Consider the following 14,469-nt stretch of genomic DNA (forward strand, 5'->3'; position numbering starts at 1 on the left):
AAGCCGCATTAACGTTTATACAGCGGGCCATAGTTCTGGCAGGCGCGGTAATCCTGGCCTTCTGTGTCCATGCCGTGCGCAGACCAGGTGGAAGGGCGATAAATTTTCGCCTCTTCGACGTTATGCATGCACACCGGAATACGCAGCATAGACGCCAGGGTGATAAAGTCGGCGCCGACGTGGCCGATGGTCAGCACGCCGTGGTTAGCGCCCCAGTTCGCCATCACTGAATAGACGTCGGAGAACGGGCCTTTACCGGTCAGGCGCGGTGCAAACCACGTGGTAGGCCAGGTGGAGTTGGTGCGGGCATCAAGCTGGTCGTGCATCTCTTTCGGCAGCTCAACGCTCCAGCCTTCGGCGATTTGCAGTACCGGACCAATGCCTTTGATGATATTCACGCGGGTCATAGTGAACGGCACGCCGCCTTCGGTCAGGAAGCGGGAAGAGAAGCCGCCGCCGCGGAAATATTCATGAATCGCCGGGCACCACTCGGTGGCTGCCAGGCAGGCATCGGCCTCCTGTTGGCTGATTTCCCAGTGTGGTTTCATGGTCGGTTTGCCGTTGTCATCTCGCTGTTTACAAGATCCATCCAGCGCCGCCGAGCCGGAGTTGATCAGGTGGATGATGCCGTGCTCAGCCAGCCCAGTCAGCGGTTTTCCGGTGACGCGTTCTACCGCTTCCGGCGACCAGTAGGTGCGGACGTCGGCAAACACTTGAGCGGTACCGGTTAGCTGATGTCCCATCAGCATTGCCACGCCGTTGAGGCTGTCGTTCTCGGTGGCGACGACAAACGGCTCACGTACGCCGTTCCAGTCGAATGAACTATTGAGCAGCGCTTCGGCGGTATCGCCGTTGGGGTATTGAGCGGTCCAGTGACGCTGGCCCTGGAAGCCGGCGGCGATGGCGTTATAGCCCAGAGACTCTTCCACCAGCCCTTTTTCCGCCAGCTTCTTGTTGCCCTGCATCATGTCGCGGATGCACATCGCCATCAGCAGGCTCTCTTTGAGCACCGCGCGGCTCTGCTCTTCATTACGCTTGTACTGCTGCGCGTTCTGGTCTTCGCCATAGCGGAAGTTTTTATCCGCCCACGCCAGCGCCATTTCCAACTCGGCTTCGTCATAGATTTTCTGATCGATACGGCGGCGCAGTTCGGTCATATCCACCGCTTGCACCTTCATGCCGAGCCAGGATTCGAAGAAGTTGTGATCGACAATGGAACCGGCGATCCCCATCGACACGCCGCCGACGGAAAGGTAGCTTTTGCCTTTCATGCTGGCGACCGCTAAACCGGCGCGGGCAAAGCGCAGCAGTTTTTCTTCGACATCTGCCGGAATGGAGGTGTCATCGGCATCCTGCACGTCATGGCCGTAAATGGAGAATGCCGGAATGCCTTTCTGGCTGTGCGCCGCCAGCGCTGCCGCAAGATACACCGCGCCAGGGCGCTCGGTGCCGTTAAAGCCCCAGATGGCTTTTGGGCGCAGCGGGTCCATGTCGATCGTCTCGCTGCCGTAGCACCAGCACGGAGTGACGGTAATGGTGACACCGACGTTGTGGCTGCTGAATTTCTCTTCACAGGCGGCGGATTCGGCCATTCCCGCGATACAGCTATCGGCGATCACGCATTCAATTTGTGCGCCGCAGGCGTGGCGGAGTTTCTCGGTGATAAGCGCGGCGGTGGCTTTCGCCATATTCATGGTTTGCTCTTCCAGCGACTCGCGCACTCCCATGCGACGTCCATCAATCACCGGGCGAATACCAATTTTCGGTAAGCTGATTTTTTTCATTACAGATTCCTCACGTTATTCGGATAAATGTTTAGTTAGCTGCCGTTTGTGAACGGAAACGGGCAAAGATGAAGATGATGGCAAAGCAAAGTGCCGGAATGAGCTCTGCGGTCGTAATACTGCCTGCGGCGTCGCTGACAAAACCCATGACCGGGGTAACGATGCCGCCGCCAATGATGGTCATGACGATGAAAGAGGAGCCGTATTTGGTGTCCTGTCCCAGATTTTTGATACCCAGCGAGAAGATGGTCGGATACTGAATCGACATAAATGCGCTGCACAGCGTCAGGGCCAACAGGCCGATTTGGCCGCCCGTGAAGGCTGAAATCAGGCACAGGATCATGGCAAGCAGGGCGTAGGCTGCCAGGACTTTATGCGGCGCGAAGCGGCTGACAAGCCAGGTACCGGTGAAGCGACCGATAAAGAAGCACACCATGGTGCCGGTCAGATAGTTGGCGGCAAAGCCTGGGGTCATGCCGGGGATCTCTTCGATAGCGTAGCGAATCAGATAGCTCCAGCAGGCGGTTTGCGCGCCGACGTAGCAGAACTGCGCCAGTACCGCCCAGCGCCAGTGGCGAATGTGCACCAGGCGGGAAAACGATGCTGAAAATGAACTCTGTCCGACATCACTATGATCATCACTTTGCAGGGCTGGGAATTTGGTCAACATAATCAGCAGAGCGACCAGTAAGACGACCGCGACGATGATCATATAAGGGGTTTGTACCGATAACACCAGGCTGTGCTTATAGGCGCTGAGCTGTTCGGGCGCCATTTTATCGAGCACTTCCTGAGATTGATGCGGCACGTTAGACAAAATAAGATTTTGCCCAAAGACGACGGCGATAATGGCACCAAAAGAGTTAAAAGTTTGCGCCAGATTAAGTCGGAAGTGTCCACCACTTTCTGGCCCTAAAACGGTAACAAAAGGATTCGCCGCCGTTTCCAGACAACCTAAGCCTGCGGCGATAATAAATAACCCAATCAGGAATAAGGTGTAGTTCATCACTTCGGCGGCTGGCCAGAATAATGCTGCGCCTAAAGCATATAAGAATAATCCGGTAATAATTCCTGCTTTGTAACTTAATTTCTTCATCAAGATCCCTGCAGGGATAGGAATGACGAAGTAGCCAAAATAAAAAGCGGATTGGATTAGTCCGGCCTGAAAATTAGTTAGCGTAAAAGCTTGTTGAAATTGGGGTAATAAGATGTCATTCAGGTTATTGGCGACTGCCCAAAGGAAAAATAGCGAGCACAGTAAGGCGAAGGGAATAATGTAGCGCTTGCTTTGCCCTGTATCTACCGCACGAAAACTCTGCGTTTGTATTGTTGTGTTTCCCATAGCATCCTCATTGGTTCAGAAGCGTGTTCAGCAGCATTAAAGTGTGGTTGGTTATACCCACCAGACCGCAAAAATCAGGGGAGTTCCGGTGACGGTGTAAACAGTGAAATAAACATCACGGAATGAACTCATGAATGCATTTTCAAATAAAAAACGTCTTTTAATATGATGGTGGTCACACTTAGCATCTATTGAGTGATTTTATGTGATTATCATCACTTTAATAATCAGGAAAACATGACCGTTTGAGAATGTTAATTCTAAAACCCACAAAGAGAATGACCGATTAAATTTATAATGTGGAAAACGGGCAGTTGTTACAATTATCGCTAAAATGCCCGTTTTTTAATGTATCAGTAATAACGGGCATTTTTGAGAAATTTAAAATGAGTTATCTGTTTTTTTTAGCTTTAAATAAGTGAGGGGTATCACAGAACGTGGTGATGTAAATTCCTTTCTCATTATTCAGGATGATGATGGTGAACAATTATTCGCATTATTCAACAGCGCCAGGGCGTCATGCCAGGTGAGTCGTCTGTTGTCGTATTGAGCATCATAAAGAGAGGTAAGAAATGGAACGAAATAGACTGGCCCGGCAGATTATTGATACCTGCCTGGAAATGACCCGCCTGGGATTAAACCAGGGAACCGCAGGTAATGTGAGCGTGCGTTATCAAGGGGGAATGCTCATAACGCCTACGGGCATCGCTTATGAAAAACTGACCGAAGCGCACATTGTTTATATTGATGCCGACGGTCAGCATGAACAGGGCAAACTGCCGTCCAGCGAGTGGCGTTTTCATATGGCGGCTTATCAGACGCGTTCTGACGCTAACGCGGTGGTGCATAACCATGCGGTTCACTGCACGGCGGTTTCGATCCTCAACCGTCCTATTCCGGCTATTCACTACATGATTGCGGCGGCGGGCGGTAATTCTATCCCCTGCGCGCCATACGCCACTTTTGGGACCCGCGAGCTGTCTGAATATGTGGCCGTAGCCCTTAAAAACCGTAAAGCGACGTTGTTGCAGCACCATGGCCTGATCGCCTGCGAAGCGAATCTGGAAAAAGCACTGTGGCTGGCGCATGAGGTGGAAGTGCTGGCGCAGCTCTACCTCAGCACGCTGGCTATTGTCGATCCGGTTCCGGTGCTTGATGACGAGGCGATCGCTATCGTGCTGGAAAAATTCAAAACCTACGGATTACGTATCGAAGAATAAAGCTGTAAGAGAACGTGTTCTCCCCGGGGGCGGCTGGCGGCGTATCGCCTTATCCAGCCTGTGTTTGATGCCGCTTTGTGGGCAGGATGCAACAGGTTTACCGCCGTCTGCGGGATGGTAGCCCGGACAGATGCGCAGCATCGCCTCCGGGAAATTCTGCCCCTCTGCACTCTGCTCCCGGGGGCGGCGCAAAGCGCCTGCCCGGGCTACGGGGTAGCCGCCGTCTGTGGGCAGGATGCGCCATCCGGGCAACGGGTTTACCATCGTCTGCGGGCCGGATAGCGCTACCGTGCCAGACGCAGCTGTTGCAGGTTGCCATCCAGCTGCAAATCGGTTTGCAGGCGTGCAATCTCACGGCAGGTAAACGCCATCTCTTTATGTTCTTCCAGCTTCTTACGCCACTTATCCGGCACTTCCGCCAGTCGCGCGTAGATCCCTTCAAGATCCTGATAATCGGTTAACAGTTGGGCGGCGCTTTTCGGCCCAATCCCCGCCACGCCGGGAACCTTTGAGCTGCTGATGCCCGCCAGCCCCCAGTAATCAGGCAGTTGCTCGGGCGTGACGCCGAACTCTTTGGCGATAAACGGCGCATCCAGCCAGCGTTTCTGGAAATAATCGCGAATGCGGATAGTTGGCGACAGCAGCTGGCAGTAGCCTTTATCGGTGGAAACAATGGTGGCCTGATGCCCGGCCTGCGCCACTTTCACCGCCAGAGTGGCGGCAAGGTCGTCGGCCTCGCTGCCGGAGATCGCCCAGCAGCGGAACCCACGCTGCTCGAACGCCGCTCGCAGTGCTGGCATCTCCGCTTCGAGGGTTTCCGGCATCGGTGCGCGTCCGGCTTTATAGTCCGGCAGGCGCTGATGTCGCCAGCCGTGAGCGCGGTCTTCATCATCAAACACCGCCACGACGTGAGTCGGCTGGCTATGGACAACCAGTTGTTCAAGCGCGTGCAGGCAGGTATCGGCGCAGGGCGACCCCTGCACCGCGTGGATGCGGCGAATGAGATTAAGTGCGTCGACGATGAGTAGATGAACGGCCACGGATGTCCCCATAGATAGGCTCCTGTTCTTAATGCCTTTTAGGGTAACATCGCTGCGCGGATGAGGCTATTGGCACCAGGAGAATCAGGAAGATGACTCGCAGTTTCGACCTAATCGACGTGCATCAGCAGGCTGGGTTCGCTATTAGTGGCGTCGCCGTACCAGACCGCTTCGCGCACCGAAATCGGTTTGTTGATAAGCCCCAAGGCGTAAAAACGATCGGCGATACTTTGCTGGGCGCGAATCACGTTGAGTTCCATCGGGCGTGTACGATGGCTGCGGCGGCCTAATGCTCGGGTCAGCGAAGCGGCGTTAATCCCCAGCTCCGCAGAGAGCAGGTTTGCAGCTTCATCACGGTGCTGGTCGATAAACTGCCCGGTCTGCGTTAATTCGGCTACCAGGCGCTGCATAATATCGTTATTGCGGATGGCGTAGTCGCGGCGCGAGAGGTAGAAATGGTGGTTGTTGACGCGCCCCTCGCCGCTGGTGACGACCCGTAATTCACCGCTATATTCCGCATCGCTGAGTAGCGGATCCCACATCATCCACGCATCAACTGTTAGATAATCGCTGGCGGTTAGCGGGTATTTCGGTGGAATGTAGACCACTTTGACGTCATTCAACTCTAGCCCGGCCTCTTCCAGAATATGCAGCAGCAGCCAGTGAACGTTAGAGCCTTTATTCAGCGCGATGCGCTTGCCGCGCAGGTCGGCAATGGTGTGGATATCGCTGTGCTGCGGGACGACCATCGCCACGCTTTGCGGTGCGGGCGGCTCCCAGGCGACGTAGACCAGATCGCTGTTGTTGGCCTGAGCGAAGACCGGAGGCGCTTCGCCAGTGGTACCGAAATCTATCTCATCGCAGGCCAGCGCGTGCAGCAACTGTGGCCCGGCGGGGAACTCGCTCCACAGCACGCTGACGCCGTGGCTGGCAAAGGCTTTCTCCAGACTTTGCCGCGCTTTCAGGATACCGAGGTTGCCGAAACGCTGAAAACCGATGCGCAGTTCCCGGTCATGACTGTCACTATTTATTACCGCCGGACGATAAGTCGGCTCCAGCCTGCGGCGGCCTTTAATCATGCCAAAATTCGCCAGCTGCGTGCGCAGCGTGTGGCGACTAATGCCCAGCAACGCCGCGGCCTGGCTTTGGTTATCGTCGCAGTGGGCCATCGCGCCGCGAATCAACGCCCCGGTGACCCGCTCCCACAGCGGCTCGCCCGGGAGGGAGAGCTGGTGGTGAATAAAGTCGTCCAGTTCATTATCGCTGGCTGCCGGTAGCGCACTGCTTAGGGTCGTCAACCGTAGCTGGGCAGGGCTAATGACCTCTTCTTTACTGAGTAGCACCGCGTTATGCAGGGTGTTCTCCAGCTCGCGGATATTGCCCGGCCAGGGGTAATCCATCAGCCTTGCAAGGGTTTCCGGGGCCAGACGGCAAACCGGGCGACCCAGACGATGGGCGTAGAGCGAGAGGAAATGGTCCGCCAGCACGGGAATATCCTGACGGCGCTGGCGCAATGGTGGCAGCGGCACGATGGCGATATTCAACCGGTAGTAGAGGTCTTCGCGGAAACGACGTTCGCGGATGGCCTGCATCAGATCAACGTGGGTGGCGGCGATCACCCGCACATCGACCTTGATCGCTTTGCGTGAGCCGACGCGGGTGATTTCGCGCTCCTGCAGGACGCGCAGCAGCTTGACCTGTAGCGACAGGCTCAGCTCGCCGATTTCATCGAGCAGCAGCGTGCCGCCTTGCGCTGCCTCGAACCAGCCAGGATGGCTTTGTATCGCGCCGGTAAAGGCCCCTTTTTCATGACCAAACAGCTCCGCTTCCGCCAGGCTTTCGCTGAGCGCGCCGCAGTTGACCGCCAGAAACGGCCGGTGACGGCGCGGGCTGTGGTGATGCAGGTAGCGGGCGACAACCTCTTTACCGGTGCCGGTTTCGCCGACGATCAGCACCGTCGCTTCGGTAGGGGCCAGTTTATCCAGCAGACTCTGAAACGCTTTTGACGCCGGGTCGATTAGCACGGGCGTAGCGGATGGGAATTCAGGGTTCAGCATGGCGGATCTCCGGTAGTTGATGCCCTGAACTTATCCTGTGCCGACGGCGGAAACCAGAGGGTAAACTCGCCGGACTGTTGCAAAAACGACAATCTGGCCGCATTGGTTGGCGTATTTGCAACAGCAAGGTGAAATTTAATCTCTGCCAACGCACTGAATTTGTTTGGTTAATTTTTTATTTACCATTGGCATGATTATCGCTAACACTCATATAACTAAATTAAAACAACACTTCGATAAATATCGAATATGGTTATATAGGAAAGAGATAATGACGCAAAAAGCCGACGAGAAAATCAATGTGTTCTGGTTCCTGCCTACCCACGGTGATGGCCGCTACCTGGGCACCGCAGAGGGGGGACGCCCGGTTGATTTGCCTTACCTGCAGCAGGTGGCGCTGGCGGCCGATAGCCTTGGCTACTACGGCGTGCTGATCCCCACCGGGAAAAGCTGTGAAGATTCTTGGCTGGTGGCCTCGGCGCTGGCGCCGCTGACCCGCCGTCTGCGCTACCTGGTCGCCGTCCGTCCAGGCCTGCAACCGCCGACGCTGGCGGCGAGAATGGCGGCGACGCTCGATCGCCTGTCTGGCGGTCGGCTGCTGATTAACGTCGTCACCGGCGGTGACCCAGTGGAGAACAAAGGCGACGGTATATTCCTCAGCCACGGCGAACGCTATCAGGTAACCCGCGAATTTCTCGACGTCTACTCCCGTCTGCTGAAAGGCGAAAAGGTGGACTATCACGGCGAGCATATTCATGTTGAAGGCGCGGAAGTGCTGTTTCCTCCGGTGCAGGAAAATGGCCCGCCGCTCTATTTTGGCGGTTCTTCTGAAGATGCCATCGATGTTGCCGCTGGCCAAATCGATACTTACCTGACCTGGGGTGAGCCGCCCGCGCTGGTGGCCGAAAAGCTGGCCGTAGTGCGCGAACGTGCCGCCGCTCGTGGACGCACGTTGCAATACGGTATTCGTCTGCATGTGATTGTTCGTGAAACCGAAGAGGAAGCGTGGGCTGCTGCCGATCGCCTGATTTCTCATCTTGATGACGAGACTATCGCTCAGGCGCAGAAAATTTTTGCCCGCATGGACTCCACCGGACAGTCGCGGATGAGCGCACTGCACAAAGGGTCGCGCGACAATCTGCGCATTGCGCCAAACTTGTGGGCGGGCGTAGGGCTGGTACGAGGCGGGGCAGGGACGGCGCTGGTTGGCAACCCACAGCAGGTGGCGGAGCGCATTCGTGAATATCAGGCGCTCGGCATCACCAACTTTATCTTCTCCGGCTATCCGCATCTGGAAGAGGCGCATCGCTTCGCAGACCTGGTGATGCCGCTACTGCCGCTGGCAGGCCATGATCATCCGAAAGCGCGTAGCGTGAATACCGGCCCGTTCGGTGAAACTATCGGCGGCGACAAGCGTCCGGTAAAACAGGTTAGTGCAAGCTGAAGGGGGGCCGATGTATGCAAACTGAACCCCATGTGGTGATTGTCGGCGGCGGATTTAGCGGCGCGGCGGTGGCGATTCATCTCCTGCGACTGGCCCCGGTTGGCGTGCGGGTGACGCTACTGGAACCGCGCGAGATCCCCGGCGCGGGCGTGGCCTATTCCACGACGGAGCCGAGCCATCGGATCAACGTTCCTGCCGCGCGGATGCAGCTGGCGGGGGAAGAGGACGGTGCATTTGATAGCTGGTACCGCCACCAGCCTGCTTTTGCTGACGATCCGCAGGCCCTGCTTGCCGACGGCGCGGTTTATCCGCAGCGCGGGCAGTTTGGCCGTTATGTGGCCGAGCGTTTTGCCGGGGCGGTGCGGGCCAGCGGAGGACGGCTGGTACATCTGCGCGAACAGGCGCTGAGCTTTAATGATGGCGAGGTGGTCACCGACGGAGGTCGTCGGTTATCAGCCGATCTGCTGGTACTGGCGATAAGCCATCCGCCGCCTTCTTTACCGTTGCTGGCTAAACCGTTTGAGAAACATCCGGCGTTAATCGCTAACCCCTGGCGAGCGGGCGCTCTGGAAAATATTGCACCAGAGACGAGCGTGGCGGTTATGGGGACTGGCCTGACGATGGCGGATACCATCGCCACCCTAACGCGCCTGGGTCATCGGGGGCCGATTACCGCGTTTTCACGCCGTGGGCTGCTTTCCCGCAGCAACCTGAGTGGCGGCGGCGAGCCCTGGTCAGGCGAATACGGCGAGGGCTCTCTGCGCCAGCGGCTACGGCTGATCCGCAATGATATCGACTGCGCAGTGGAGCAGGGATTGGCCTGGCAGGTGGTACTGGACGCGGTGCGCAACCAGGGGCAACGCATTTGGCGGGGACTGAGGGTTGCCGATCGTCAGCGCTTTCTGCGCCATTTGCGCAGCTACTGGGATGTTCACCGCTACCGTATCGCCCCGCAGGTGGCTGAGGTGCTTGAACAGCGCCAGCGTGATGGCAACCTGAGCGTACAGGCCGCGAGATTGACGGCGCTGGAAGCCGACGCGCAAAAGCTGACGCTAACCCTGTCGCCCCGGCGCGGTGAACCGCAACGAGTGACCGTTGATCATTTAATTTTAACCACCGGCCCGGCGCACGGCGCGTTGACCGACAGCCAGCCGCTGCTGCGCCAACTGAGCCAGCGCGGGCTGATTTGTGCCGATGCCCTTGGGCTGGGGCTGGATGTTGATGAGCACTCCCGCGCCGTTGATCGGGAGGGCCGTACCGTGCCCAACTTGCTGATCTCCGGGCCTGCCGCGCGGGGTTCTTTGGTGAACTGATGGGACTGCCGCAGGTGGCTGACCATGCCGCCGACGTCGCCGCCGAAGCTCTGCTAACTCTGGGCATCAAACAATCCACCCGATGTCCGGCGTTCTGAACGTCTTTTATCCCTGATTCCCTTAATGATTATGCGTGCGTCCCGTTGCCGGGGCGCACCGTGGAGAAGTGCTATGTCATCACAACGTGAAATCCGCCTGAACGCTTTTGATATGAACTGCGTCGGCCATCAGTCGCCGGGGCTATGGGCCCATCCGCGCGACCGCTCCTGGCAGTATAAAGACCTTGAGTATTGGGTCGATCTGGCGCGGTTGTTGGAGCGCGGTAAGTTTGATGGCCTGTTTATTGCCGATGTGCTCGGCGTTTACGATGTGCTGAACGGCAATGGCGATGCGGCGCTTCGCCAGGCGGCACAGGTGCCGGTTAACGATCCGCTGGCCCTGATTACGCCGATGGCGCTAGTGACGGAGCATCTGGGATTCGGCCTGACCGCTTCGCTCTCCTTTGAACATCCGTATCCGTTTGCCCGTCGTCTGTCGACTCTCGACCATCTGACCAAAGGGCGGGTCGGCTGGAATATTGTGACTTCATACCTTGAGAGCGGTGCGCGCAATATTGGCCAGAAAGCGCAGACCGACCACGACGCCCGCTACGACTATGCCGATGAGTATCTGGAGGTGGTCTATAAGCTGCTGGAGGGCAGTTGGGAAGACGGTGCGGTGCTGCGCGATAGGGAGCGTAAGATCTTCAGCGATCCACGAAAAATTCACCCGATTAACCACCAGGGTCATTTCTTTTCGGTACCGGGGATCCATCTTTGCGAGCCGTCTCCGCAGCGCACGCCAGTGCTCTATCAGGCGGGCGCTTCCAGCCGCGGTAAGCAGTTTGCCGCCGGGCATGCGGAGTGCGTGTTCGTTGGCGCGCCGTCGAAGGTGCTGCTGAAAAAGACGGTGGCGGATATTCGCCGTCGTGCCGAAGAGGCCGGACGCGATCCGCGCAGCATCCTGATCTTCAATATGCAGACGGTCATCGTCGGTGAGACCGACAGCGAAGCGCAGGCGAAATGGCAGGAGTATAAACCGTACGTCAGCTACGAAGGGGCGCTGGCGCTGCTCTCGGGCTGGACCGGAATAGACCTCGGTCAGTATCAGCCAGATCAGGTTCTGGAGTATCTGCATACCAATGCGATTCAGTCAATGGTGGAGGCGTTTTCTACCGCTGACCCGAATAGCCAGTGGACGGTGCAGAAGCTGGCGGATTGGGCCGGGATCGGCGGCTTCGGCCCGCTAGTGGTGGGGAGCCCACAGACGGTTGCCGATGAATTGCAGTCCTGGGTGGAGGAGACCGATGTCGATGGCTTCAACCTCGCCTATGCGGTGACGCACGAAACCTTCCGCGACGTGGTCGACCTGCTGATCCCTGAACTGCAAAAGCGCGGTGTGTTCAAGCAGGAGTATCGCGAAGGAACCCTGCGTGAAAAGCTGTTTGGCGCAGGTCCACGGCTCACAGCGCCGCATCCGGGGGCCAGCTATCGCCACGGCGCACCGGTCGCGGTCGGGAGCGAAGAGAAGGTGGGTTGAGTTTTACCAGGCCAGTACAGATGGTGCAGTTGGTTCCCCTCACCCTAACCCTCTCCCCAAAGGGGCGGGGGACTGGCTCGTGCGGTTTGTGGGGCCGGAGCGCTTTCCCGGAGGTGGCGCTTGACGCGCCTGTCCGGGCTACCGATCCGTGCAGTCTGCGGTTTCGTAGCCCGGGTAAGGCGCTTGCGCCGCCACCCGGGGATGGGAGGCTAAGTTACTGTTTATCCAGCGACCAGGTAGCGCTGCGCACATCGACTTTCACCGGCAGCAGGCCGATGCGGGTGAAGGTATCCGCCAGCGCCTGCTGTTCGTTGTAGACCGCTGGCGTCATGCGCTCGGCACCGTAGGGCAGGCGGGCCAGCGTCTTCAGCCAGATGGCCTTATCCAGCCCGGTTGAGGTGGAAAGGATCCCGGCGGCATCATCCTGATGGCTATTGGCCCATTCGCTGAGTTTATCCAGTTCATCAACCACTTGCTTCGCAGTATCCGGATAAGTATCGGCAAATTTACGGCTTGCCAGATAGAAGGTGTAGTGCGGCACCAGCCCTTCGGCGTTGCGTATCTGTCGGGCTTTAGCATTGGTTTCCACTTCCGCCAGGAACGGATCCCAGATAACCCACGCGTCAATGGCGCCACGCTGGAAGGCGGCGCGGGCGTCGGCAGGCGGTAGGTAGACCGGGGTGATATCTTTATAGCTCAGTCCGGCTTTTTCTAGTGCGGCCACCAGCAGGTAGTTCACGTCGGAGCCTTTGTTTAACCCCACGCGCTTGCCTTTAAGATCGGCGACAGTCTTAATCGCTGAGTTTTCCGCCACCACAATGGCTTCTGTTTTCGGGTTCGCCGGTGAATGGGCCAGATAGACCAGATCTGCCTGTGCGGCCTGGGCGAAGGCCGGTGGCGCATCACCGGTCGCGGCGAGGTCGATGCTGCCGACGTTCAGCCCTTCCAGCATTTGTGGCCCAGCCGGGAACTCTATCCAGCGCACGGCGATCCCCTGCTTTTTAAAGTTCTCATCAAGAGTGCCGCGGTATTTCAGCAGGGCGAAGATATTGGCTTTCTGGTAGCCGATATTGACGGTTTCCGGCGTTTTCGCCAGCGTGGAAGTGGATAAGCCAGCAAGCAGTAGCAGCAGGGCCGGGCGAGATAGTTTGAGCATGATTCGTTCTCCTTAAGCGGTTTTGCGTAAGGTAACAAATCGTCTTTATAACCAATAAATAACTAAATTTTCATTTATATAACGTAAATGAAGGAGAGAGGCCCGGTATGCTGCAGCATACCGGGCGTGAGCGTTAATCGCAGGCGACAATCTTCATCGCCAGGCCGCCGCGAGAGGTTTCGCGGTATTTGGCATTCATATCTTTGCCGGTTTCGTACATGGTTTCGATGACTTTATCGAGGCACACGCGCGGCTCGCTGGTGCGGCGCAGGGCCATACGCGCGGCGTTGACGGCTTTAACCGCAGCGATAGCGTTACGCTCGATGCACGGCACCTGCACCTGCCCGGCCACCGGGTCGCAGGTCAGGCCGAGGTTGTGTTCCATGCCGATTTCTGCGGCGATGCACACCTGACCGGGGCTGCCGCCCAGCAGTTCGGTCAGACCGGCCGCAGCCATTGAGCAGGCCACGCCGACTTCACCCTGGCAGCCTACTTCAGCGCCGGAGATCGATGCGTTCATTTTATACAGTGAGCCAATGGCGCTGGTAACCAGTAGATAGCGCGCCAGCGAGTTGGCATTCACTTTGCGGATAAACTTGTCGTAGTAGGCCAGCACCGCAGGCACGATGCCGCAGGCACCGTTGGTCGGCGCGGTCACCACGCGGCCACCGGCGGCGTTCTCTTCGTTGACCGCCAGGGCGAACATGTTGATCCAGTCCACCACCGCCATTGGGTCGCTATTGGTGTTGTCCTGACTTACCAGCATCCGGCGCAGCGCGGCGGCACGACGCGGTACGCGCAGCTTGCCCGGCAGGACGCCTTCGGTGGTGATTCCGCGTTCAATCCCGCCGCTCATCACTTCCCAGACCGCAGTGAAGTGCTGTTCCAGCTCTTCTTTACTGTGCAGCGCCAGCTCGTTTTGCATCATCAGTCCAGAAAGCGACAGCCCGCTTTCCTGGCAATGGCGCTGTAAATCGGCGGCGTTTTTGTAGGGATAAGGGACGGCGACCGACGCGTCGTTGGTCAGGCCGAAATGGTCTTCGTCGACGATAAAGCCGCCGCCGATAGAGTAGTAAGTCTGGCTGTAGAGAACCTGGTCGCCGCCCAGGGCGGTAATCCGCATGCCGTTCTCATGCAGCGACAGGTTGTCGGCATGGAAATTCATGCATTGATCGACCGGAAACGCGACTTCCTGCTGGCCGTTTGCCAGCATCAGACGGCCATGGGTGTTGACGTCCTGGATAAAGCCAGGGATAGCGTCGATGTCGACGGTATCCGGCAGGTTGCCCGCCAGGCCCATAATAATCGCGATGTCGGTGTGGTGGCCTTTACCGGTCAGGGAAAGGGATCCGTAGACGTCGACGATGACTTTGGTTACCTCGGGAAGTAGCCCGCGCTCAATAAGATCGTCCGTGAATTGTTTGCCCGCTTTCATCGGTCCAACGGTGTGGGAGCTGGAAGGGCCAATGCCGATTTTAAAAATATCGAATACGCTGATCATGATGCATCCAGTGCTGTCTGCGCCGCCGTTAGGC

Annotated in this window: 9 protein-coding genes and 1 pseudogene; 4 read left to right on the forward strand and 6 right to left on the reverse strand. The window is 57.5% G+C overall.

The window, feature by feature from the left end:
* Positions 1 to 8: 8 nt before the first annotated feature.
* Both fucI and fucP read right to left on the reverse strand, forming a co-directional pair.
* Positions 9 to 1,784: an L-fucose isomerase gene (gene fucI / locus AC07P6_RS05900; RefSeq protein WP_478315828.1), complete on the reverse strand. Its 1,776-nt coding sequence runs from the start codon at positions 1,782 to 1,784 to the stop codon at positions 9 to 11.
* A 31-nt stretch (positions 1,785 to 1,815) separates the two neighbouring features.
* Entirely contained in the window at positions 1,816 to 3,126 is a 1,311-nt protein-coding gene (gene fucP / locus AC07P6_RS05905) for an L-fucose:H+ symporter permease (protein WP_478315829.1), read from the reverse strand.
* 572 nt (positions 3,127 to 3,698) lie between these two features.
* On the opposite strand from fucP, the gene fucA reads away from it, so the two are divergent.
* On the forward strand, positions 3,699 to 4,346 hold the full coding sequence (gene fucA / locus AC07P6_RS05910; RefSeq protein ID WP_304253292.1) for an L-fuculose-phosphate aldolase: 648 nt from the start codon (positions 3,699 to 3,701) through the stop codon (positions 4,344 to 4,346).
* Between the two features lie 284 nt (positions 4,347 to 4,630).
* Here fucA and xni read toward each other — a convergent pair whose 3' ends face one another.
* Positions 4,631 to 5,386 carry a flap endonuclease Xni gene (xni, locus tag AC07P6_RS05915; protein ID WP_478316948.1) on the reverse strand — a complete coding sequence of 252 codons (756 nt, stop codon included), beginning with the start codon at positions 5,384 to 5,386 and terminating at the stop codon, positions 4,631 to 4,633.
* Between the two features lie 110 nt (positions 5,387 to 5,496).
* The gene (locus AC07P6_RS05920; RefSeq protein ID WP_478315830.1) at positions 5,497 to 7,443 is read right to left on the reverse strand and encodes an aliphatic sulfonate ABC transporter substrate-binding protein; all 1,947 of its coding nucleotides are present in this window, start codon (positions 7,441 to 7,443) and stop codon (positions 5,497 to 5,499) included.
* Positions 7,444 to 7,714: 271 nt separating this feature from the next.
* Between AC07P6_RS05920 and ssuD the strand changes: the two genes are divergently transcribed.
* From ssuD to AC07P6_RS05935, 3 genes and pseudogenes are all read left to right on the forward strand, one after another.
* Positions 7,715 to 8,887, forward strand: coding sequence for an FMNH2-dependent alkanesulfonate monooxygenase (ssuD, locus tag AC07P6_RS05925; RefSeq protein ID WP_478315831.1), 1,173 nt, complete (start codon positions 7,715 to 7,717; stop codon positions 8,885 to 8,887).
* A gap of 14 nt (positions 8,888 to 8,901) precedes the next feature.
* Positions 8,902 to 10,298: pseudogene (locus AC07P6_RS05930) on the forward strand (FAD/NAD(P)-binding protein).
* A 73-nt stretch (positions 10,299 to 10,371) separates the two neighbouring features.
* Entirely contained in the window at positions 10,372 to 11,778 is a 1,407-nt protein-coding gene (locus tag AC07P6_RS05935; protein WP_478315832.1) for an LLM class flavin-dependent oxidoreductase, read from the forward strand.
* A gap of 214 nt (positions 11,779 to 11,992) precedes the next feature.
* On the opposite strand, the gene AC07P6_RS05940 is transcribed toward AC07P6_RS05935, so the two are convergent.
* Both AC07P6_RS05940 and AC07P6_RS05945 read right to left on the reverse strand, forming a co-directional pair.
* Positions 11,993 to 12,934 (reverse strand): aliphatic sulfonate ABC transporter substrate-binding protein, encoded by a 942-nt coding sequence (locus AC07P6_RS05940; protein ID WP_434661751.1) that lies wholly within the window; start codon positions 12,932 to 12,934, stop codon positions 11,993 to 11,995.
* 133 nt (positions 12,935 to 13,067) lie between these two features.
* On the reverse strand, positions 13,068 to 14,435 hold the full coding sequence (locus tag AC07P6_RS05945; protein WP_434661753.1) for an L-serine ammonia-lyase: 1,368 nt from the start codon (positions 14,433 to 14,435) through the stop codon (positions 13,068 to 13,070).
* Positions 14,436 to 14,469: the final 34 nt, after the last annotated feature.

The sequence above is a fragment of the Klebsiella sp. GFKo11 genome (genome assembly GCF_056490265.1).

Bases quoted from the DNA above. Each gene is read 5' to 3' on its own strand.
- fucI (WP_478315828.1), bottom strand. From the start codon at position 1,784: ATGAAAAAAATCAGCTTACCGAAAATTGGTATTCGCCCGGTGATTGAT.
- fucP (WP_478315829.1), bottom strand. From the start codon at position 3,126: ATGGGAAACACAACAATACAAACGCAGAGTTTTCGTGCGGTAGATACA.
- fucA (WP_304253292.1), top strand. From the start codon at position 3,699: ATGGAACGAAATAGACTGGCCCGGCAGATTATTGATACCTGCCTGGAA.
- AC07P6_RS05920 (WP_478315830.1), bottom strand. From the start codon at position 7,443: ATGCTGAACCCTGAATTCCCATCCGCTACGCCCGTGCTAATCGACCCG.
- ssuD (WP_478315831.1), top strand. From the start codon at position 7,715: ATGACGCAAAAAGCCGACGAGAAAATCAATGTGTTCTGGTTCCTGCCT.
- AC07P6_RS05935 (WP_478315832.1), top strand. From the start codon at position 10,372: ATGTCATCACAACGTGAAATCCGCCTGAACGCTTTTGATATGAACTGC.
- AC07P6_RS05940 (WP_434661751.1), bottom strand. From the start codon at position 12,934: ATGCTCAAACTATCTCGCCCGGCCCTGCTGCTACTGCTTGCTGGCTTA.
- AC07P6_RS05945 (WP_434661753.1), bottom strand. From the start codon at position 14,435: ATGATCAGCGTATTCGATATTTTTAAAATCGGCATTGGCCCTTCCAGC.